Here is a 21,814-nt window from a genome sequence, read left to right as displayed (position 1 = left end):
TAAACATCATGAACATGTTGACGGAAGCAGCAGTTGAGAAGGCGCTAGACCAGAAGATGAATACCATTCCGTATAAAATGATCGGCCAGGACGTCTCGGTTTACTACGGCGAGAAGCGTGCGCTTTTCGACGTGAAGCTGAACATCCGCGAAAACACCGTGACGGCTCTCATCGGTCCGTCGGGCTGCGGCAAGTCCACCTTCCTGCGCAGCCTGAACCGCATGAACGACACGATCGACAACTGCCGCGTCACCGGCAAGATCACGCTCGATGGCGATGATATCTACGATCCGGATATCGACGTCGTCGAACTTCGCGCCCGCGTCGGCATGGTGTTCCAGAAGCCGAACCCGTTCCCGAAGTCGATCTACGAAAACGTCGCCTACGGCCCGCGCATCCACGGTCTCGCCAAGGCGAAGGCCGACATGGACGTCATCGTCGAGCAGAGCCTGCAGCGCGCCGGCCTGTGGAACGAGGTCAAGGACCGCGTGCATGAAGGCGGCACCGGCCTGTCGGGCGGTCAGCAGCAGCGTCTGTGCATCGCCCGCGCGATTGCCGTTAGCCCAGAAGTCATCCTGATGGACGAGCCCTGCTCGGCGCTTGACCCGATCGCGACCGCAAAGGTCGAGGAGCTCATCCACGAGCTGCGCGAAGCCTACACGATCGTCATCGTCACGCACTCGATGCAGCAGGCAGCCCGCGTTTCGCAGCGCACCGCCATGTTCCACCTCGGCAACCTCGTCGAGGAGAACGATACCGACAAGATGTTCACCAACCCGGATGATCCGCGCACCCAGGATTACATCATGGGCCGCTTCGGCTGATCTCCGAAACCGGTAAACCTCAGGACATTCAAGGATAAGCCCCATGGCATCGACACATATCTATTCCGCCTATGACGATGATCTCAAGTTCCTGACGCGCCGCATCTCCGAAATGGGCGGCCTCGCGGAACAGATGGTCGGCGACGCTGTTCGCGCGCTCGTCAACGGCGATACTTCGCTCGCCCAGAAGGTCATCTCCGACGACGTGATCCTCGATCACGCCGAGCGCGAGATTGGCGAAAAGGCGATCATCACCATCGCCCGCCGTCAGCCGATGGCCGCCGACCTTCGCGAAATCATGGGTTCGATCCGCATTGCGGCCGATCTCGAGCGCGTCGGCGATCTCGGCAAGAACACCGCCAAGCGCGTCATCGCGGTTCAGAGCACCGGCGTTCCACGCAAGCTCGCCCGTGGCCTCGAGCATCTCTCCGAACTGGCGCTCGTCCAGCTCAAGGAAGTTCTCGACGTCTACACCAGCCGCGTTGCAGATCGTGCCAAGTCGATCCGCGAGCGCGACGAGGAAATCGACGCGATGTACACCTCGCTGTTCCGCGAGATGCTGACCTACATGATGGAAGATCCGCGCAACATCACCAGCTGCACGCATCTTCTCTTCTGCGCCAAGAACATCGAGCGCATCGGCGACCACGCCACCAACATCGCAGAGACCATCTACTACATGGCTACCGGCGCCCAGCCGGAAGGCGAGCGTCCGAAGGACGACACCGCCAACACCGTCGGCGCGGTCACGGAATAAGCGTTCCGGACCCACGCCCCCAGGAGACCGAGACGAATGATCCCAAGAGTAGCAGTCGTTGAAGACGAAGAAGCACTGAGCGTGCTTCTTCGCTATAACCTTGAGGCCGAAGGCTTCGAAGTCGATACCATCCTTCGCGGTGACGAGGCCGAAATCCGGCTGCAGGAACGCACGCCTGATCTTTTGATCCTCGATTGGATGCTGCCCGGCGTATCCGGCATCGAGCTGTGCCGTCGCCTGCGCATGCGCCCGGAGACGGAGCGCCTGCCGATCATCATGCTGACCGCCCGTGGCGAGGAAAGCGAACGCGTTCGCGGCCTGTCGACCGGCGCCGACGACTATGTCGTCAAGCCGTTCTCCACGCCAGAGCTCGTCGCCCGCGTCAAGGCGATGCTGCGCCGCGCCAAGCCGGAAGTGCTCTCCTCGCTGCTGAAGTGCGGCGATATCGAGCTCGATCGCGAAACCCACCGCGTTCACCGCAAGAGCCGCGAAGTCCGCCTCGGACCGACCGAATTCCGCCTCCTGGAATTCCTGATGTCGTCGCCGGGCCGCGTCTTCTCCCGCTCGCAGCTGCTCGATGGCGTCTGGGGCCATGACATCTATGTCGACGAACGCACCGTCGACGTTCACGTCGGCCGCCTGCGCAAGGCGCTCAACTTCTCCAACATGCAGGATGTCATCCGCACCGTTCGCGGCGCCGGCTATTCGATGGAAGCGTAAGGCGCTTCCATTCCGTCCGATCCAACGAAAAACGGGCCCGCGAGGGCCCGTTTTCTTTCGTTCCTTATCCGGCTTTCCGGGTCATGCGACCCGGTTGGCGGCCTTGCGGCGCTCGTTGACCGGCTGGTAGGCCATGCGCTGGTGATAGGTGCAGTAAGGCGAGTTGTCGGGGGACTCGCAGCCGCAGAAGTGGAAGTCGTCCGTCAGCGGATCGCCGACCGGCCACTTGCACGTACGCTCGGTCAGTTCCGTGAGGCCGAGGCGGCGCGAGATCGGAACGACGACGTTGGAAGCCGGACGGTAACGGACTTCCTCGATCGCATCGATGTCCATCTCTTCCTTGAGAGCCACTGCGCCCTGCGGGCGGGCAACGGCGCGGCTTGGCGAGATGCGTGCGGAATTGAAGCTGTTGGCGGGGCGCGGGGTCGAAACCGCCGGACGCTTCGGCGCCCGTGTCGCCGTCGTCGTGCCGCCGGCCTTGGCGCGGCCAGGCAGGTTCAGACGGTGGACCTTGCCGATGACGGCGTTGCGGCTTACACCGCCAAGTTGTGCCGCAATCTGGCTGGCGCTCAGGCCTTCGGCCCAAAGCTTCTTCAGTCTTTCAACGCGCTCGTCTGTCCAGTTCATGCCCTGTCTCCGCCTTATTGCGTTGGTGTAGGCAGAATCCTTCACCCATGGCACGGACGTGTCCGGACCAAGAAACGCTTGCTCGATTTTGGTGACTAGTTCCGCCGCATGCAGTCTAGTAATTGAGTTTTAACCTAGAGTGAGGGCGACTCCGTGACAAGAGTCGGTTGAATCGCGGCGAATCGATTTCTCGGTTTTCCCCAACTTGCTGGGTGGTAGAGTCATTTCTGCAACATTAGCTGTTGATAGCTCGCCCGCGCCCCGATGCTTGCTTGACGCATGCGACAAAAGCTCAGTTTTGTTGACATCGCACTGCGAAAAGACAATAGTGCCCCTCGCCGCCGAAAGGCGGCATTTTTCATTTCCGGGCACCCGCTTTTTAGCCGGATTCCGGGCCTTTGTTGAGCGAATGACAGGAGATCGCGCCATGGCTGAAGCCGCGCCGCTTTATGATACCTACTCTCGTGCCCCGCTGCGGTTCGAGCGAGGAGAGGGCGTGTGGCTGATCACCGAAACTGGCGAGCGATATCTCGATTTTGGCGCGGGCGTTGCCGTGACCTCCGTCGGCCATAGCCATCCGCACGTCGTCGGCGCGCTTAAGGAGCAGGCCCAGAAGGTCTGGCACCTTTCCAACATTTACGAAATCCCCGGCCAGGAGCGCTTCGCCAAGCGTCTGACCGATGCAACCTTCGCGGATAAGGTGTTCTTCACCAATTCCGGCGCCGAGGCGCTGGAATGCGCGATCAAGACCGCGCGCCGCTACCAGTATTCGAAGGGCCATCCCGAGCGCTTCCACATCATCACCTTCGAAGGCGCATTCCACGGCCGCACGCTGGCGACGATCGCCGCCGGCGGCCAGGAGAAGTACCTCGAAGGCTTCGGCCCCAAGACACCCGGTTTCGACCAGGTTCCCTTCGGCGATATCGAAGCCGTCCGCGCCGCCATCACCGATGCCACGGCCGGTATCTTGCTTGAGCCGGTACAGGGCGAAGGCGGTATCCGCCCGGCGACCACGGAATTCATGAAGGCGCTGCGCCAGCTTTGCGACGAAAACGGCCTGCTTCTGATCCTCGACGAGGTTCAGTCCGGCGTCGGCCGTACGGGCAAGCTCTTCGCGCATGAATGGTCCGGCGTCACGCCCGACATCATGGCTGTCGCCAAGGGTATCGGCGGTGGTTTCCCGCTCGGTGCTTGCCTGGCAACCGCCGAAGCAGCCTCCGGCATGAAGGCCGGCACCCATGGCTCGACCTATGGCGGTAACCCGCTCGCCATGGCCGTCGGCAATGCCGTGCTCGATGTCATCCTCGAGGAAGGCTTCCTGCAGCACGTCAACGACGTCGCACTCGTCTTCCGCCAGGGCCTCGCATCGCTGAAGGATCGCTTCCCCGATGTGATCGAGGATATCCGCGGCGAAGGCCTGATGCTTGGCGTCAAGGCGGCTGTTCCGTCAACTGAGCTCTTGCAGGCCATCCGCGCTGCCAACCTGCTGGCCATTCCGGCCGGCGACAATGTCATCCGTTTGTTGCCCCCGCTCGTCGTCACCGCTGACGAAGCCCGCGAAGGCCTCGCGCGCCTCGAGCGTGCCGCCGAGAGCGTGCGCGCCAAGGCAAAGAAGACGGCTTGAATGGATGGATGCCCGGCCGGATGGCGGGCGCAACAGGTTAAAGACAGATGGCTTCCCCAAAACACTTTCTCGATCTTTCCGCGGTAACCTCCTCCGACCTCCGGGTCATCATGGACGACGCCAAGACCCGCAAGCAGGCCTTCAAGGCCGGCCAGGGCGACAAGCCGCTGGCAGGCAAGATGCTGGCGATGATCTTCGAAAAGCCCTCGACCCGCACCCGCGTCTCCTTCGACGTCGGCATGCGCCAGCTCGGCGGCGAGACGCTGTTCCTCTCCGGCACCGAAATGCAGCTCGGCCGCGCTGAAACGATTGGCGACACCGCCAAGGTCCTGTCGCGCTATGTCGATGCGATCATGATCCGCACCACCGACCATGCGCGCATGCTGGAGCTCGCCGAACACGCGACCGTTCCTGTGATCAACGCGCTGACGGATGACACCCATCCCTGCCAGATCATGGCCGACATCATGACCTTCGAAGAGCATCGCGGTCCCATCAAGGGCAAGACGATTGCCTGGATGGGCGATGGCAACAACGTGCTGCATTCGCTGGTCGAAGGGGCCGCCCGTTTCGGCTATCGCATGAACATGGCGGTACCCCTTGGTTCCGAGCCGAAGGATCACTATCTGAACTGGGCCCGCAATGAGGGCGCCGAGATCATGCTGAGCCATGATGCAGACCGTGCGGTCGCCGGCGCCGATTGCGTGGTGACCGATACCTGGGTCTCCATGAATCAGGAACATCGGGCCCGGGGTCACAACGTCTTCCAGCCTTATCAGGTCAATTCGGCTTTGATGGCACAGGCCGACAAGGATGCATTGTTCATGCATTGCCTGCCGGCCCATCGCGGTGAGGAAGTTACCGACGAAGTGATCGACGGCCCGCAATCCGTGGTCTTCGATGAAGCGGAAAACCGTCTTCATGCGCAGAAGTCGATTCTTGCTTGGTGCCTGGGCGCGATCTGAACCATACTGGAGGCCACATCGGGCCGGACAGGCCCGTGGCCGCGCTGGCGGATGGACGGGCTCGTCCGCTGCCCTCAGACTAGGAGAAGACCATGGCAGAAGCTGCAGCCACCCTCGGCGAATTCGATTTCGCCGGCGATGATCATGTCGTTCCGTTTCAGGTGGAAGGCCTGGATGTGCGCGGTCGCGCCGTCCAGCTCGGCCCGATGCTGGATGCGATCCTCGATCGCCACAACTATCCCGCGCCCGTCGCCCGCCTGCTGGCCGAAGTCATCGCGCTGACGGTGCTGCTTGGTACGTCGCTGAAGTTCGAAGGCAAGTTCACTGTCCAGACCAAGAGCGACGGCCCGGTCGATCTGCTTGTCGCCGACTTCTCGACGCCCGAGAACGTGCGCGCCTACGCCCGCTTCGACCAGACGCTTCTGGACGAGGCTGTTGCCGCTGGCCGCGCCGAGCCCGAGCAACTGCTCGGCAAGGGCATGCTGGCCTTTACCATCGACCAGGGCAAGTTCAGCCAGCCTTACCAGGGCATCGTCGCGCTCGACGGCGCCACGCTGGAAGACATTGCCGGCACCTACTTCCGCCAGTCGGAGCAGATCCCGACGCGCGTGCGTCTGGCCGCCGCCGAACTGTTCGACCGCGACGAGCAAGGCAAGCCGCGTCATCGCTGGCGGGCAGGGGGGCTCGTTGCCCAGTTCCTGCCGGAAGCGCCCGAGCGCATGCGTCAGGCCGACCTGCACGGCGGCGATGGCGACGAAGGTACCGTCCAGCATGCGGAAGACGATGCCTGGGCCGAAGCGCGTTCGCTGGTGGAGACCATCGACGCCGACGAGCTGACGGATCCGCAGGTCGGCGTCGAGCGCCTGCTGTTCCGGCTGTTCCACGAGCGCGGCGTGCGCGTTTACGAGCCGCGCGAAGTGTTCGACCGCTGCTCCTGCTCGCGCGAGAAGATCAAGGGCGTGCTCAAGGGCTTCTCCGCCGAGGAGATCGAAGCGAGCCAGGAAGAGGGCAAGATCGCGGTCACCTGCGAATTCTGCTCGACGACCTATCGTTTCGAGGCCGAAGAGCTCGCGCAGGCGGCTGAGTAACCCGAAGCATGTCGCGCAAAAGTGTGCAGCGGTTTTGCGGCACCGACATGCGAGAAGACAAAGGTTAGTTCAGCACTCTGAGCAGGCCGGGTGAATCAAGAGAGAAGGCGGGGATTTCCACCTGGAAGACCTCGCCTTTATCAGTTTCCATCTGGTAGTGGCCGAACATCAGGCCCGATGGCGTATCGAGCGGGCAGCCCGACGAATATTCGTAGGTATCACCAGGGCTAAGCGTCGGCTGCTCGCCGACGACGCCTGCGCCGCTCACTTCATCGACGACGCCGTTCTGGTCGGTGATGTTCCAATAGCGGTTGACGAGGCGTACAGTGAGGTCGGAATTATTGCTGATGACGATGCGGTAGCCCCACACATAGCGGTCGTCGTCCGGGTCGGATTGCTCCTCCAGGTAAAAGGGCTCGACCACCACTTCAATATCTCGTGTCAGGGCGCGGTACATGCCTACACCATAATAAGAATACCTTACTGGTATCTTATAAGAGGTGCGGCAGGTCAATAAACCAGGCTGGAATCCGCAATCAATTGGCTGTAAGCGCGAAAAATTCGCGCGTTAAGACTAATGCCACTCCCGCTCAGCGCGAGTAAATTGCAAAAATGCGCGTTTAAATGCCGACCGGATCACATGGACCCGGCCGGCTATTCTTGATCAGGCCTTGATCTTGGAGAGCGCCTGCGCGAAATCCTCGATCAGGTCGTCCGTATCCTCGATACCAGCGGACAGGCGCACGGTGCCCGGAGAAATGCCGAGCTCGGCGCGGGCCTCGTCCGTCAGGTTCTTGTGCGTGGTCGTCGCCGGATGCGTGATCAGGCTCTTCGCGTCGCCGAGATTGTTGGAGATCTTGACGATCTCAAGCGCGTTCTGCAGCGCGAACGCCGCTTCCTTGCCGCCCTTGAGCTCGATCGCCACCAGCGTCGAGCCGCCCTTCATCTGCTTGGCGACGATATCGGCCTGCGGATGATCCTTGCGGCCGGGATAGATCACCTTGGCCACCTGCTTCTGCTCGGCCAGGAAGTCGGCGATCTTGCCGGCGTTCTCGGTCTGCTGCTTGACACGCAGCGGCAGCGTCTCGAGACCCTTGAGCAGCGTCCACGCCGTGAACGGCGACATGGCCGGACCCGTGTGGCGATAATAGTCCTGCAGATGCTCGTTGACCCACTCCGTATCCGAGAGGATCACGCCGCCGAGGCTGCGGCCCTGGCCGTCGATATGCTTGGTCGCGGAATAGACGACGATATGGGCGCCGAGTTCCAGCGGCTTCTGGAAGATCGGCGTCGCGAAGACGTTATCGACCACGACCTTGGCACCGACCTGGTTGGCGAGCTTGGCAACGCCGGCGATATCGACCACTTCGAGCGTCGGGTTGGTCGGGCTTTCCAGGAAGAACACCTTGGTGTTCGGGCGGATCGCCTTTTCCCAGTTCTCCAGATAGCGGCCGTCGACCAGCGTGCACTCGATGCCGTATTTCGGCGCCAGCGTCTCGACCACCCAGCGGCAGGAGCCGAAGAGCGCGCGGGCGGCCACGATATGGTCACCGGCTTTCACCTGGCAGAGGATGGCGGCGGCGACGGCTGCCATGCCCGATGCGGTGGCACGGGCTTCTTCGGCACCTTCCATCGCGCACATGCGCTTTTCGAACATGTCGTTGGTCGGGCTGCCGTAACGGGCGTAGATATAGCCCTCGGTCTCGCCCTTGAAGCGCGCCTCGGCGGCTTCCGCGCTGTCGTAGACAAACCCTTGCGTGAGATAGATCGCTTCGGATGTCTCGCTATACTGCGAGCGCAGCGTTCCGCCGTGGACCAGTTGGGTTGCCGGGCGCCAGGTCTTGCTCATGCCATCACCACTTTCAAACACAAAAAAACCGGCCGCGAATGCAGACCGGTTTCAACCCGGTCTATTTAGCCACTTGTTTAACGTGGCTGCAAGCCGACCGGCCAAATCACCACGGGATAAAGCTGCAATACTGCTGTTGCGCGCTTGCGTCAATTCCTCGATTTTGGTTTTGTCTGCGGCAAATTATGGATGGGGCATGATGGCTCGCGAAACAGGAATATTGGCAGACCGCGCGATTGCCGCGTTGTTCGAGACGGGACGCCTCGTCGCGGAGCGCGAGCTCGACAGCGACCAGATCCAGCCGGCGAGCCTTGATCTCCGTCTCGGCGCCAAGGCATTCCGTGTCCGCGCCAGCTTCATGCCGGGTCCGAACAGCCTCGTCTCCGACAAGCTCGACCGATTGAGCCTGCATGTCGTCGATCTCTCGGAAGGCGCGGTGCTCGAAACCGGCTGCGTCTACATCGTGCCCCTCATGGAGCGCCTCGATCTGCCGGCCGACATGTCGGCCTCGGCCAACCCGAAAAGCTCGACCGGCCGCCTCGATATCTTCACCCGCGTCATCACCGATTATGCGCAGGAGTTCGACAAGATCCCGGCCGGCTACTCCGGCCCGCTCTATCTCGAAATCTCGCCGCGCACCTTCCCGATCGTCGTGCGTCGCGGCTCGCGCTTGTCGCAGATCCGCTTCCGCATTGGCCAGTCGCTGCTCGGCGAACCGGAACTTCTGGCGCTGCACGATGCCGAAACGCTGGTCGCAAGCACAAAGCCGAACGTCTCGGGCGGCGGCATCGCGCTGTCGATCGATCTCGCCGGCGACAAGGACGGCCTGATCGGCTATCGCGGCAAGCACCACACGGCCGTCGTCGACGTCGACAAGAAGGCCCAGCACGATATCTTCGATTTCTGGGAGCCGATCTACAGCCGCGGTCGCAACGAACTGATCCTCGATCCGGATGAGTTCTACATCCTCGTCTCGCGCGAAGCGGTTCACGTGCCCCCGCATTACGCCGCCGAGATGACGCCCTTCGATCCGCTCGTCGGCGAATTCCGCGTCCACTACGCCGGCTTCTTCGACCCCGGCTTCGGCCACGCCCCCGCCGGCGGCCGCGGCAGCCGCGCCGTCCTCGAAGTCCGCAGCCACGAGGTCCCCTTCATCCTCGAAGACGGCCAGATCGTCGGCCGCCTAGTCTACGAGCACATGCAGGAACACCCCGAAAGCCTCTACGGCACCGGCCTCGGCTCCAACTACCAGGCACAGGGCCTCAAGCTCTCCAAGCACTTCCGGATCTGAGCGGCCTCACCCGGAAGTCGCCAACCCCGCTTGACACCGACCGCCATCTGTTGGAAATCTGCAGCCAACGCGGGTGTAGCTCAATGGTAGAGCAGCAGCTTCCCAAGCTGAATACGAGGGTTCGATTCCCTTCACCCGCTCCATTCGCCCAAAAACAGCTTGTCCAATAACGTCCATCGACGTTCAATAAACTGGGAAAAATCAACGGGATAACGGGAGCTATCACCTCGCGCGCGCGTAACGTCGTGCAACGGCGTGCAGTGACATCCAGCAAATTTTTCGGTACAAAACCACGGTATAAAGCTGATAGCTTCGAGGCCAATACCGTAAATGCCGCTGACAGATGTTCAAATTCGAAATGCCAAGAAATCCGAAAAACCCTATAAACTGCCAGATGGAAAAGGCCTTTACCTCTATGTGTCGACGGCAGGCGGCAAGTCATGGCGGCTCGACTACGCCTATTTCGGAAAACGAAAGACGCTGACGCTAGGCTCTTATCCTGCCCTAGGGCTTGCTGACGCGCGCAGCCGACGAGATGATGCAAAGCGAACGCTATCGGATGGTTTAGACCCTTCATTGGCAAAGAAGCGGGAACAACTGGCTGCCAAAGCGGCAGCTGGGAACACTTTCGGTCTGATCGCCGACGAGTTCATCGCCAAGTTGGGTCGAGATAAGCGAGCTGAGCCGACCATCGACAAAAACGCTTGGATGTTGAAGGTTCTCGCGAAGAAACTTTCGCCGTACCCCATCACCCAAATCTCAGCGAAGGATGTTTTGGATGTTCTTACGGCTATCGAAAAAAGCGGGCGCATAGAGAGCGCTCTCGCCACGCGTTCGGTGATAGGGCGCGTATTCCGGTTTGCTATCGCAACGGCAAGAGCGGAAAACGATCCAACGTCGGCATTGCGTGGCGCCCTTCAGCGGCATGTGCCCGTTAGCCACCCAGCACTTACCACTCGTAAAGAGCTTGGCGGCCTAATGAGGGCAATTTATGGATATAGAGGTTGGCCGTCGCTCGTAGCAGCATTAAAAATTCAGGCCCTTTGCTTCGCCCGGCCCGGGGAGACACGTTCGATGGAGTGGCCTGAAGTAGACATCGATAAGGCCATTTGGACTATCCCCGCCGCCAAAACAAAGATGCGTCGCGAGCACCATGTTCCTCTCTCTCGACAAGCTGTCGAGGTGATCAAACATATGCAGGACTTGTTCGGGGACAAGCCACAGGTTTTTCCATCAATGATGTCTGGCAAAGCATTGCTTTCGGAAAACTCGATGAACTCGGCTCTTCGTCGCATGGGAGTAGGGGAGGCTGAGCACACAGCTCATGGCTTTCGTTCATCCGCCAGCAGCATTTTAAATGAGTCCGGCAAGTTCAGCCCGGATGCGATTGAGGCTCAGCTTGCTCACTTGGACGCCCGAGAGGTGCGGCGAATCTATAATCGTGCGACATATTGGGATGAGCGCATTCAGATGATGCAATGGTGGGCCGACATGCTAGACGAGGAGCGGGTAAAGAAATGATTGGATATGCATCAAGCGAACAGGCATTTGCGCTCATGCGCTTCGCGGAGATATCTATATCGCCGTATTGAATTGATTATGCGACTTCGGTTCTTACTGTGATATGCCATCATTTATACAGCTTAGTATTTCCTTCAATCTAAAGTGTTCGCCATACGGATAGAACAGCGGCGTTATTCCAACGTCTAAGAGAAATTTATTTCTCCTCACAAGATCGGCGACCTCGGATGGTGCCTCTACAATGGCAAAATGTGGAGGTATGTCGGAAGCTCCGCGCTCGTCCATGACCTTTTGAAACACCTGTAGTGTCCTGTCGAAATACAGGCTGCAGCCTAGAAACAGCAGGCTATTGGATTCGTAAACTCGTCGCAGTTTTCGCGGAAGAGGTCGATCCATATCAATGTACCCGGCTCCGTATGCCGCATCATATTGGTCGCTGCTCAATATGCATTCTGAAGCCGACTTGATGTCGCCGTGGAGCTTTAGGATCGCCCGGCGTCGATGCGATAGGGACGCGATAAGTGGCTGAGTGTCGGGTGCGTAGGCGTAGATTGGCTCGACTTCCTCTTCACCCCTCGCCACCGCAGCAAGTTCCAGACACCTGTCGTAGTTCGTTGTAATGACAACATGGGGGCAAAGCTTCAGCACCATCGTCTGAAGTTCCAGTTGCGATGGACGCTGGAGGAAATCAACTTTAAGATTATTTATGAAAAGGTTTCGGCCGTGGGGAAGTCTCAAGACCTGTTGCATTACCTCTTCGTACTGTCCAGTGTCTAACAACGGCTCAATATCGCCGAGGCCGGCTGTTTTGCCTTGAGCCAGCAGATGAGCTTTCCAGCTCTTATATCCGGATGCACAACTTACACCTGCTCCGATGAACGGAACCACGGAATTCGACTTCAATGCGTCCAACAGTTGTTCAAAGTGAGCTAGATTACGCTTGAACCAATGCTCCTCGAAAGCTGTCTGGCCAAGAGCTGAGTGAAGCCTCCTCTGACTGAAACTAAGAACCGCTTCCAGATAGGCGGGATAGTCACCAGCGAAAAGGGCTTTACTCGGCGTGCCGATTACGGCGAGTCCGTATTTCGCGATAGTGTCTTCGGACTCCCCCTTCTCGTCCAGCCACAGGTTGAAGGAGGAGTGCTTCTCGTAGAGATGATGGTTATCACTTTCGCACCAAATCGAAGACGAGTGCGCTACGCCCATTGAGCGCCCCCAAAGAGCTCGGACAATTCGTGCATAGCCACATCAATTGATTCTTCCGTGAGACCAAGCTTGCCGATTTTCGGGCTCCACTCCGCATCGCGCGAGATGTACTCTAGCACCGTGGCTGGATTCGTTGTGTGACCCCTATTTTTCAAGTCGGACACAGCAAAATCAACCGTGGCTAAGACCTCCCATTCCTCGTTGCGACGGCGCTTGAATTTTTCCCGAACCCATTGAACAGCGTCATCTAGAGATAATTGGTGAGACAATTCAGGAACCTCTGCAAACGCCGGGCCGGGTATATGCCCGAAACCATATCGACCCTTGGCCTCGAAAATCCACTCTTTAGCTTTGGCTATTGCAATTCCACCGGAGTATTTCATCGTAGGATTATATGGGCCGGCCGCCTTTTTCAGATATTCCTTATCGACGCCGTAGTCGCCCAAATGCCGCCGTGCAAAATAAACGGCTTTCTGAAGGCGAAAATTTCCTATCGGCTCGCCTCCGTCTTCGAAGAATGAATTCACGACGGCACTGGCTAAAACAGCTTCTTTGATCCGGGCATCTGATAGCCTTAGAGAACTTTGATTCTTCTGGGATGGAGCTGCATTTGAGTGCTTCGTAAGCTCAGTACTCTTCGCTAGCAGATGCGCTCTGCGCGTACCACCGCCGTTTCCTGGATCGGGCTCGGTGATGTGATGTAAAAGCGAATCCATCAACTCTGCGCTGAGGCGCGCATCCTCTCGAAGATGGTAGTCGAGTTCATCGCACAACTGCATGAGTTCATCGACCTTCGAGACAATACGATCTTGTTCCGCGAGCGGCGGTATTGGGACCCAGCAATTCCGAACGTATGTCCCCGACAATTCCACCTGATTTGTAGACCCAGAGGCATCACCCTCGATCGTAGATTGTACTGTAGGTGATGCTAGAAAACACCATACATATCTCGGATTTACAACCGCGATTCTGACAACCGTAACGTGACTATCGGCTACGAAAACGGCATTATCAGTTCGCTCCGGGAATACGTTTACGCGCCCGATAGTCCCTGTCCCTGTTGAATTCCAGAGGAGGTCACCCTCGGCCAGCACTCTCTCAGGCCCGTAGTTCGAGAAAGCATCCTCATCCAGCAGCTTGCATGGTTCTTCAGTGAACCCACTCCATTGGATACATTTCTGGGAAACGATGCGCACATTGCTATTATCGACATATTGAGGGCCACGGCCCCGTTGGATGTAGCTCGAAATCTCGTCGAGAGTTTTCCACGCCCACCCCTTCGGCAAAGGGTAAGGAGGGGGTGCGGGTGATTTTTCGAGCTTTTTTCTAGCGACGCCCACACCGCGCGCAATATCCGTTCTAATGGTGTCTTGGACATGTACAAGCAGATCCTCAACACTGCTATCATCACTTGACTGACCAACAAGTCGGCCACGCACTGCAAGTTGCAATACTAGTTCCTTCAGCCGTTTGGTGCCTGAAGGACTCCGAGACAGGTCTGAGAATTGGCCCAAAAATAGGCTTACCGCTTCAGCTGTCATTCGCCATTCTCCAGACCAAGGGCATTGGAGAACACGGACTTAAGTAGCATTTGCAATCTCTCCACTTGTGCTCTATTGCGCTCCAATTCGTCAGCTACTGACCGGGGATTCTTATGAACCGAAGCTGCCGTATTGGGGTTTTGTATGTCGAGGTTGTATCCTCTGCTCTTGATTTCCTCGATCGATACGGTCCACGCGTTTGGTCCTTCCCTGCGACCTTCGCGCGTCGCCAGTTCACCCCACCAGCGCTTCTCGACATCAAACTCCTCGATACGCATAGGCTTAGTCTTGGAATAACTCTTGTACCCATCAGGGTACGAATGCTCGTAGAACCAAGTTTCTCGAGTTGGTTGTCCCTTTTCGAAGAAGAGGATGTTGGTCTTGATCCCGGTATACGGACTAAAGACGCCATTCGGTAGGCGAACGATTGTGTGGAGGTTACACTCGTCCATGAGTTTTTCTTTGATGCGCGTCTTAGTGCCTTCGCCAAAGAGAGTACCGTCAGGGAGAACGACCGCAGCTCGTCCGCCTTTCTTTAACAGTTCGATAATGAGCACGAGAAAGAGGTCTGCAGTTTCTCGTGTCTGGTACTTCAGAGGAACATTCTTTTCAATTCCGTCCTCCTCGGTGCCCCCAAACGGTGGGTTGGTGACAATGACGTCTATCATACCCCTCCATTTGTGATCCTTCAGTGGAACCGACAGTGTGTTATCGTGAAAAATATTGGTAGGTGCCTCAATCCCGTGGAGCATCATGTTCGTCATGCACAACAGGTGAGGTAAGGCTTTTTTTTCGACGCCCAATATGCTTCGTTGAAGTGTTTCCACATCAGCCACAGATTGCACATAGTGGTCTGACTTGTGGTCGATGACATGAGCTAGAAAGCCGCCGGTTCCACAGGCTGGATCAAGCACAACTTCGTCAAGTTTCGGATCGAGCATGTCAACGGTGAATTGGGTTACTGCTCGTGGGGTGTAGAATTCGCCCGCATTCCCTGCACTTTGAAGGTCTTTCAGAATCTGCTCATACACATCGCCAAATGCATGCTTATCCCCAGCATTGTTGAAATCAATCTCATTTATCTTGTTGATCACTTGTCTGATCAACGTGCCGTTTTTCATGTAGTTGTACGCATCTTCGAACGCGTCACGGACCAGCAATGAGCGGTCACGGTGCGGGCCCTCGACGGCCAAGTTTTTTAACCGTGGGAACAGCTCTAGATTGATGAAATCAGCGAGTTTTTCGCCAGTCAACCCTTCTTCATCTTGTGCCCATGAGGACCAGCGAAGGTCGGAGGGGAGGGGGGACTGATAGTCAGAGCCCAGCAGCTCGTTCTCGGCAATTTTATCGTCAAGGATCTTTAGAAAAAACATCCAAACGAGTTGACCGATCCTCTGCGCGTCGCCGTCGATGCCAGCGTCTTTTCGCATGATGGTTTGGATCGACTTGATGATGCCACCAACGTTAGCCATTTTTATGCCTTTCTGCGGTAGAGTTCATCCTGCAATTCGCGCACTGCGATCTCGTACCCACTTCTGCCACCGAATACGTTCTTAACAATTTCGACGGGTGTCCCAATTTCGTCGAATGGCTTAAGTTGAAGCACCCTTGCGTTCTCGATAGGGTCAAATTCCTCGTTCGCATATTTGTCCAGAAGCGCTTCAAGCACGGTTCGCGCCGGCTCCTGATATTTTGCAAAATATCCTCGCTCCCTAAGGCGGTCTGCTCGCTCGCGCCGCGTGATAGCAGGTTCGCCATAGGCGACGTGGCAAAGCAGATCGAACGCACTGAAGGATCTTCCGTTTGGGACTTCGCTGCGGAGAGCGTCTAGCGATACCCCGGTCTTCGCTAGTTCGTCGATAACTGCTTGTTTCTTGTCAGCTTCTGTCCAACGGGTGAGGAAATCTCGTAACGTACGATAGTCCTGCGTTATCGTCTTTTTCGTATATTCCACAAGCGATTCAGTGATCAGTTTTCCGTCATGTGAAAGGTACTGCTCCCGTTTTGACAAGACATCCACTTGGACGTCATCCAGGTAGTACTTCAGTCGCTTTTCCGTGCCTACTACATCGCCCGCTAACGGCGAGGTCTCAGGGAACTCGGTGGTGTGCTCATCCTCCGGCGGCAGCGCAGGATCGTCGATCGTCGGCTCGTAAATTTGCACGGGATCGCCATCGAAATTGACGTCCGCGAATAACTCTGTCGCACTGCGAAAGTCCATGATCGTGAAGAAGAGCTTGTCAAACTGCTCATCAATTCGAGTGCCTCGTCCGATCGTCTGCTTGAATTCCGTCATTGATTCAATTGTTTGATCAAGGACGATTAGCTTGCAGGTTTTCGCGTCCACTCCCGTTGAAAGCAGCTTCGAAGTGGTAGCAATAACGGGATATCGAGAGCGAGGATCTATGAAATTATCTAGTTCGGCCTTCCCAGCCTCGTCCTCGCCGGTGATGCGCATTACGTAGCGGTGATTTTCGCGGACTAGTGCATGATTGATGTTTATAAGCTCTCGGCGCATTCTTTCTGCGTGTTCTTGGTCTTCGCAGAAGACGATCGTTTTACTGTAGGGATCAGTTGCCTGCAAAAATTCAGTCACTTTTTTGGCGACAAGCTTGGTCCTTTCAGTGAGCACGAGCGACCGGTCGAAGTCCTTCTGCCGGTAGATGCGATCATTAACTTCGTTGCCAAAGCGATCAGTTGTATCTCTAATGGGTCGATAACCGAGCATGTCTCGGTCCAAATCATATCGGACGACTTTATAGGGGGCGAGGAACCCATCTTCGATGCCTTGTCGAAGGGAATATGTGTAGATCGGCTCTCCAAAATACTCCGAATTGGAGACAGTTTTTGTTTCCTTCGGGGTTGCGGTCAGGCCAATCTGGGTTGCCGACGCAAAATATTGAAGAACATCACGCCAGCGCGAATCCTCGGTGGCGCTACCCCTATGGCACTCATCGACAATAATTAGATCAAAGAACGTTGGAGAAAATAGCTTGTAAATGTTCGCATCGATCTCACTGCCGGTTATTGCCTGATAAAGCGACAAATATATTTCGTAAGACTTGTCAATGTTTCGGTTGGTTATCTTTGTCATCGCACCGCCGAATGGCTTAAAGTCATTCGTTTTTGCTTGATCGACAAGGATATTTCTGTCTGCGAGAAACAGTATTCTCTTCTTTCTTCCAGATCTCCAAAGCCTCCAAATGATCTGAAATGCTGTGTAGGTCTTACCGGTGCCAGTCGCCATTACGAGAAGTAAGCGATTGTCGCCTTGGCTCACACGCTCAACGGCCCGGTTAATCGCAAGGCTTTGGTAATACCTTGGCGATCGATCGGAGCCGTCATCAAAATAATCTTGCTCAACGACAGCGGGATCCACAGTGTCGAGATTCTTCCATTGCCTATATTTTAGCCAAAGCTCTTTCGGGGATGGGAATTTGCTCGGTGGGAACTCTTTTTCTACAATGCTTCCGCCACTCCGATCGTGAAGTACAAATGTATTTCCATTGGTCGAAAAGGCGAATGGGACGTCCAACATTTGCGCATATTCTAGTGCCTGCTGCATTCCATGAGACGCAGAATGCGATTCATCTTTAACTTCGATGACCGCCAAGGGGATATTCGGCTTCAAATAAAGCACATAGTCCGCGCGCTTTTTTCTCCCTCGAGTTGTCATTTGACCGCGAACGATAATTCTCCCTGCCGTCAGCGTTACCTCTTCGCGTATCTGCGAATGCAAGTCCCACCCTGATGAGGAAAGGGCGGGGCTGACATACTTACTGCAGACATCTCTCTCACTAAGTCGCAACGTAATTCCCCCAGCACGGCATTGGTTACGCATCATTAGAGTCAGATTGTTGATTTGGCCAGTGGAGGCACTGCCGCAGACCACAGGTTGTCGGTCTGACTGACCCCGATCGGTCAACTACAAGGATGCTTTTTAGGAGACGGCCTACGACGTTTCAGTCTTTTTGTATCGGCGGCGCGAGGGAGCCGGTAAACTTGCATACTGGAACAACCCACTGCTTCCGCGATACCCTGATGTAACGCGGACCCCACGGGGCTAAACTAACCCCTTTGTTGAGTAGCTCTGAAGACATTCCTGCGTTCTGCTCTCCAAAAAGGCGGTCGGCCGCTGCAGTCACATCAGATAATGATCGCTCCCCAACAGGATCACAGAACATTTGCGATTTTAGGTCGACTGCCCCATGCAAATAATAGGCGAATTATTCGGGGGGATTATTCACGCCGCAAGGTAGTAAACATCCCTATTCCTTTCATTGTGGTGTACCAGAGAGACTCTGAAGCCTTTGCGAGGGATGCATGAAAGCGGGACCTGTTGAAATTGGAACTTTGCTGCAGAATAGGAACCGCTACTGCGTCCCGATCTACCAACGTCACTATGTTTGGAATCGCGAGAAGCAGTGGGAGCCGTTTTGGCAAGATATCCGCACTAAGGCTATCGAACGTCTGGCCGGTCGCGAGCGGCGCTTTTCGCATTTCTTGGGTGCAGTTGTGCTGGAAAGCCGTGCCAAGCCTTCGGTTAAACAGGTGCCGTCCTTTCAGGTGGTGGATGGACAGCAGCGCCTCACGACTTTCCAGCTTTTCCTGACCGCCGCGCGTCACTACGCTAAGGCGATCGGTCATGTAACGACCGAAGGCAACATCAAGCGATATATCCTCAACAGCGACCCTCACCTCATGGAGGACGCCGACGTCGAGATTTACAAAGTTTGGCCGACGCAGTCGAACCGCCAGCTCTTTGTCGATATCGTCTCATCTGAGGATCGCGCCGCGCTCAAAAAAAAATATGGTGACTATTGGTTTGCGAATGTGCAGCGCGATCAGGTGAAGGAATATGCGACTACCCCGTCGATGCTGCGGGCATATGGTTTTTTCTACGACCGCATAAAGCACTCGGTGGAGACCGATGATCTGCATGATGATCTGGTCGAGGCGCCGGAGTTGGAAGATGAAGCAGAGCAAGCTAGCGACGATTCAATCCCGAAGGAGCTAAAACTCGATGCGATCTGGCAATCTTTGCTTGAGGAATTCAAGGTTGTCGAGATCGTCCTTGACGAGGGCGACGATGCGCAAGTTATCTTTGAGACGCTCAATGATCGCGGCGAGCCGCTGCTCGCGGCCGATTTGGTACGCAACAACATCTTCCAGCGCGCCGACGCACGCGGAGAGGATGCGGAAATGTTGTTCAAAAAGCATTGGAAGCCCTTCGAACACTTTTTCTGGAGTCAGATGGAGAAACAGGGCCGTTACAAGAAGCAGCGCATTGAGTTCTTCCTCGCGAATTTTATCGCCGGTAAGATCGCTGGCGACGTCACCATCTCCAAGCTGTTCTCTGAGTACAAAGGGTACCTGAGGCCGTCCCGGAACAGCACTGTGCCGCGCTATGAAAGCGTTCAAGCCGAGATTCAGGATCTTGAGGCGCACGGCAGTATCTACAGAGAAATAATCGAACGTTCGTCTGGCTCTCGATTGGCTATATTTTCAACGCGGCTACGGGCGTGGGACGTCACGACGATCAACCCCCTATTATTACGCCTGTGGGCCAGCGATATGGGCGACGACGAGAAGGAGAGATCGCTCGAACTTCTGCTGTCGCTCATCGTGCGCCGCGCCGTTTGCGGCCTCACGGGCAAGAACTACAATAATCTATTTCTAAATGTGATCGCCGACCTTGAGAAAAAGGGCTGGGCCTATGAGAATCTCCGCGCCTACCTACTCGGCCTCACGGCCGAAAGCGGCCGCTTTCCGCTTGATGCGGAATTCGAGAACGCGCTCCTAACCAAGCCGCTTTACAGTGTACTTGGTTCCCCAAGAGTCCGCATGCTTCTTTCCGAGATCGAACTTGCCAAGCGTGGCAAAAAACAGGAGGACAAGGCGCTACCAGATACCCTCACTGTTGAACATATCCTCCCGCAGGACTGGCGTACTCATTGGCCTTTCACTGGCGAAGTGCAGCCTAGCGATACAGATCATTTCCAGGCAATGCACGCGGTGCTTGAAGATGATAGCGTCGTCGGGCGAATAGTCAGGCGCAACCGCATCAAGCATACGCTCGGCAATCTCACGCTCGTCACGCAGTCCTTCAACAGCGCAGTCAAAAATCTTGCATTTGAGACCAAACGACAGGAGTTCGAGGATCAATCAATCCTGATGCTTACCAAGGACTTCGTAAAGAAAGCGACTTGGAACGAAGACGAGATAGCCAGTCGTGGAAAGCTACTTTTCGAGCACGCGAAGCAGATATGGAGTTCGTGAGCTCGCAATCAATTGAGTGATTCGCGAGCCGCGTTAAGAACCCGGTAAACCTGCATTCGCGAGCAGCCCATTTCTTTGGCTATTGCAGATGCGCCGACGCCCTCTGCTGACAGCTGTCGAATTTTCTGGTGGTCAATTCGAACTTTACCACCACTGTACCGCCCGCTAGATTTGGCCCGCTCGATGCCCTCCCGCTGACGCTCCCTTATGAAGCGACGCTCCATCTGCGCGACCATGCCCAGCACCGTCAATACCATGTGCCCCATCTCTCCGCGCGTTGAGACATGGGGGTCGAGAATGGTGATGAAGGCACCACGTTGCTCGCATTCGTGCACGATGTTGAGCACGTCGCGGGTGTCGCGGCCAAGCCGATCGAGCCGCGTCACTATCAGCTCATCACCCTCACGAAGAAATTCGATGATCGTTGCCAGTTCCGTTCGGCCGTCGCGGCTCGCGCCGGAGACCTTTTCTGCGCGCACGATCACGCAGCCTTCGGCCCTTAGGCGTTGTTGCTGGATTTCAAAATCCTGATCGATCGAGCTGACTCGGGCGTAGCCTATTTTCGTCATGTGTCACCTCAGCTTTAGGCCAAAGGCTACCCTGTCACAAATAGTCGGCGTCAAGACCAATGTGACGGTCGATCGTGTTACGTCAACGCCGTCACACGCAGCTATACCCTGACGTGCACGAGTACCCGACACGACATCGCAGCGAGAGCCTCGCGCCTTCGATGGCGAGCGAGCTAGTCGGCTGTAACAGGGCCAAGCGGCATATCATCGATAGCCTGTTCCGCAGCCGACACTTCGTCCAAAATGCGGCATGCGTGAGTGTAGAACATTTCTCCCGCCTTTGTTAAACAAACGGACCTCGTCGAGCGCTCTATTAAGACCCGGCCGACTTCAGTCTCTAATCTCGTCAAAGCCCTGCTCACAGACGACTTCGGCATCTTGAGTGACCTCGCAGCACCTGAAATGCTTTTAACATCTGCGATCAACGCAAAAACGGCGAGGTCTGCAAGGTGGAACATTCAACAAGGCTCACATGTTTAGGCAACGATGTCCACACCTCGTTGTGTTGTTCATCGATGCAGAAATAATGAAAGGCTAGAGGATGAGAAACGTTTTCATCGCAATCGGTATAGCTCTATTGACCGCAACCTCGGCCCACGCCTTCGATGCTAAGGGTAAGGGCGGGTACGACAGCTTGCTAGGAGGTGACGCGAATGTGTGCCACCGCGAACCGTGGCGCTGTACAAAACATCCCGAGCGCGCCGAGCCGCGCTATTACCGCGACCGAGATGTCAGAGAAAATCGCCACTACGATCAGCGCGATCGAGACTGGCGACGTCGCCATGACAGCGATTGGTACGACTAGCTTGTGTGCAGTAGGCCTTTTTGTTGCGGTTGATCGTCCGACTTCTTGAAACGCGGTGACGGGGCAGGGAACGCTGCCAAAACGGCGAAAACCCGGATCCGATTGAAACTTTGAATTGGAGGTCAATATGAACATCAAGAGCCTACTT

General features: G+C 56.5%; 19 protein-coding genes, 1 tRNA gene and 1 riboswitch. Of the genes, 10 read left to right on the top strand and 10 right to left on the bottom strand.

Features of this window, described 5'->3' with window-relative positions:
- The first annotated feature begins 8 nt into the window (after positions 1-8).
- From pstB to phoB, 3 genes are read left to right on the top strand one after another with little or no spacing between them, the layout of a single operon-like run.
- Complete coding sequence (pstB, locus tag ACIQUB_RS13885) at positions 9-824, top strand: phosphate ABC transporter ATP-binding protein PstB (protein WP_018898305.1); 816 nt, start codon at positions 9-11, stop codon at positions 822-824.
- Positions 825-867: 43 nt separating this feature from the next.
- Complete coding sequence (phoU, locus tag ACIQUB_RS13880) at positions 868-1,581, top strand: phosphate signaling complex protein PhoU (protein WP_018898306.1); 714 nt, start codon at positions 868-870, stop codon at positions 1,579-1,581.
- Positions 1,582-1,617: 36 nt separating this feature from the next.
- Positions 1,618-2,301 carry a phosphate regulon transcriptional regulator PhoB gene (phoB, locus tag ACIQUB_RS13875; protein ID WP_018898307.1) on the top strand — a complete coding sequence of 228 codons (684 nt, stop codon included), beginning with the start codon at positions 1,618-1,620 and terminating at the stop codon, positions 2,299-2,301.
- A gap of 81 nt (positions 2,302-2,382) precedes the next feature.
- Here the strand turns inward: phoB and ACIQUB_RS13870 are convergent, their stop codons facing one another.
- On the bottom strand, positions 2,383-2,928 hold the full coding sequence (locus ACIQUB_RS13870) for a GcrA family cell cycle regulator (RefSeq protein ID WP_112940956.1): 546 nt from the start codon (positions 2,926-2,928) through the stop codon (positions 2,383-2,385).
- A 427-nt stretch (positions 2,929-3,355) separates the two neighbouring features.
- On the opposite strand from ACIQUB_RS13870, the gene ACIQUB_RS13865 reads away from it, so the two are divergent.
- The 3 genes from ACIQUB_RS13865 to ACIQUB_RS13855 all read left to right on the top strand — a co-directional run bounded on the left by ACIQUB_RS13865 (position 3,356) and on the right by ACIQUB_RS13855 (position 6,605).
- On the top strand, positions 3,356-4,552 hold the full coding sequence (locus tag ACIQUB_RS13865; protein ID WP_113239135.1) for an aspartate aminotransferase family protein: 1,197 nt from the start codon (positions 3,356-3,358) through the stop codon (positions 4,550-4,552).
- 47 nt (positions 4,553-4,599) lie between these two features.
- Positions 4,600-5,517 carry an ornithine carbamoyltransferase gene (argF, locus tag ACIQUB_RS13860; RefSeq protein ID WP_026282967.1) on the top strand — a complete coding sequence of 306 codons (918 nt, stop codon included), beginning with the start codon at positions 4,600-4,602 and terminating at the stop codon, positions 5,515-5,517.
- A 92-nt stretch (positions 5,518-5,609) separates the two neighbouring features.
- A complete protein-coding gene (locus tag ACIQUB_RS13855; protein ID WP_112981983.1) occupies positions 5,610-6,605 on the top strand; it encodes an Hsp33 family molecular chaperone in 996 nt (331 codons plus the stop codon).
- 64 nt (positions 6,606-6,669) lie between these two features.
- On the opposite strand, the gene apaG is transcribed toward ACIQUB_RS13855, so the two are convergent.
- A complete protein-coding gene (gene apaG / locus ACIQUB_RS13850) occupies positions 6,670-7,062 on the bottom strand; it encodes a Co2+/Mg2+ efflux protein ApaG (RefSeq protein WP_026282968.1) in 393 nt (130 codons plus the stop codon).
- Between the two features lie 207 nt (positions 7,063-7,269).
- The gene (locus ACIQUB_RS13845; protein ID WP_209189084.1) at positions 7,270-8,454 is read right to left on the bottom strand and encodes an O-succinylhomoserine sulfhydrylase; all 1,185 of its coding nucleotides are present in this window, start codon (positions 8,452-8,454) and stop codon (positions 7,270-7,272) included.
- A 44-nt stretch (positions 8,455-8,498) separates the two neighbouring features.
- Positions 8,499-8,577: riboswitch (SAM riboswitch) on the bottom strand.
- Between the two features lie 73 nt (positions 8,578-8,650).
- Between ACIQUB_RS13845 and ACIQUB_RS13840 the strand changes: the two genes are divergently transcribed.
- The 3 genes from ACIQUB_RS13840 (at position 8,651) to ACIQUB_RS13830 (ending at position 11,266) form a co-directional block, all read left to right on the top strand.
- Entirely contained in the window at positions 8,651-9,745 is a 1,095-nt protein-coding gene (locus ACIQUB_RS13840; protein ID WP_162718027.1) for a 2'-deoxycytidine 5'-triphosphate deaminase, read from the top strand.
- A gap of 69 nt (positions 9,746-9,814) precedes the next feature.
- Positions 9,815-9,888, top strand: a tRNA-Gly gene (locus ACIQUB_RS13835).
- 187 nt (positions 9,889-10,075) lie between these two features.
- A complete protein-coding gene (locus ACIQUB_RS13830) occupies positions 10,076-11,266 on the top strand; it encodes a tyrosine-type recombinase/integrase (RefSeq protein WP_402930322.1) in 1,191 nt (396 codons plus the stop codon).
- Between the two features lie 93 nt (positions 11,267-11,359).
- On the opposite strand, the gene ACIQUB_RS13825 is transcribed toward ACIQUB_RS13830, so the two are convergent.
- From ACIQUB_RS13825 to hsdR, 4 genes are read right to left on the bottom strand one after another with little or no spacing between them, the layout of a single operon-like run.
- A complete protein-coding gene (locus ACIQUB_RS13825) occupies positions 11,360-12,472 on the bottom strand; it encodes an SIR2 family NAD-dependent protein deacylase (RefSeq protein WP_402930320.1) in 1,113 nt (370 codons plus the stop codon).
- On the bottom strand, positions 12,463-14,013 hold the full coding sequence (locus ACIQUB_RS13820; protein WP_402930318.1) for a restriction endonuclease subunit S: 1,551 nt from the start codon (positions 14,011-14,013) through the stop codon (positions 12,463-12,465). The genes ACIQUB_RS13825 and ACIQUB_RS13820 overlap by 10 nt, the downstream gene beginning before the upstream one ends.
- Positions 14,010-15,485: an N-6 DNA methylase gene (locus ACIQUB_RS13815; RefSeq protein ID WP_402930316.1), complete on the bottom strand. Its 1,476-nt coding sequence runs from the start codon at positions 15,483-15,485 to the stop codon at positions 14,010-14,012. The genes ACIQUB_RS13820 and ACIQUB_RS13815 overlap by 4 nt, the downstream gene beginning before the upstream one ends.
- A 2-nt stretch (positions 15,486-15,487) precedes the next feature.
- A complete protein-coding gene (gene hsdR, locus ACIQUB_RS13810; RefSeq protein ID WP_402930568.1) occupies positions 15,488-17,854 on the bottom strand; it encodes an EcoAI/FtnUII family type I restriction enzme subunit R in 2,367 nt (788 codons plus the stop codon).
- 482 nt (positions 17,855-18,336) lie between these two features.
- Between hsdR and ACIQUB_RS13805 the strand changes: the two genes are divergently transcribed.
- The gene (locus ACIQUB_RS13805) at positions 18,337-20,292 is read left to right on the top strand and encodes a DUF262 domain-containing protein (RefSeq protein WP_402930314.1); all 1,956 of its coding nucleotides are present in this window, start codon (positions 18,337-18,339) and stop codon (positions 20,290-20,292) included.
- An 8-nt stretch (positions 20,293-20,300) separates the two neighbouring features.
- Here the strand turns inward: ACIQUB_RS13805 and ACIQUB_RS13800 are convergent, their stop codons facing one another.
- From ACIQUB_RS13800 to ACIQUB_RS13790, 3 genes are all read right to left on the bottom strand, one after another.
- Positions 20,301-20,861, bottom strand: a complete 561-nt coding sequence (locus ACIQUB_RS13800) for a recombinase family protein (RefSeq protein ID WP_402930312.1) — start codon at positions 20,859-20,861, stop codon at positions 20,301-20,303.
- A gap of 173 nt (positions 20,862-21,034) precedes the next feature.
- Positions 21,035-21,319 (bottom strand): LysR family transcriptional regulator, encoded by a 285-nt coding sequence (locus ACIQUB_RS13795; RefSeq protein ID WP_402930311.1) that lies wholly within the window; start codon positions 21,317-21,319, stop codon positions 21,035-21,037.
- A gap of 179 nt (positions 21,320-21,498) precedes the next feature.
- Positions 21,499-21,814, bottom strand: a 316-nt coding sequence (locus ACIQUB_RS13790) for a hypothetical protein (protein ID WP_402930309.1), incomplete at its 5' end; no start/stop codon positions are given.

The organism is Rhizobium sp. NPDC090275 (assembly GCF_044772225.1).
In the GTDB taxonomy this organism is placed as follows: Bacteria; Pseudomonadota; Alphaproteobacteria; order Rhizobiales; family Rhizobiaceae; genus Rhizobium.
The sequence above is the reverse complement of the archived record's forward strand: the minus strand, read 5'-3'. Positions and strand labels throughout refer to the sequence as shown.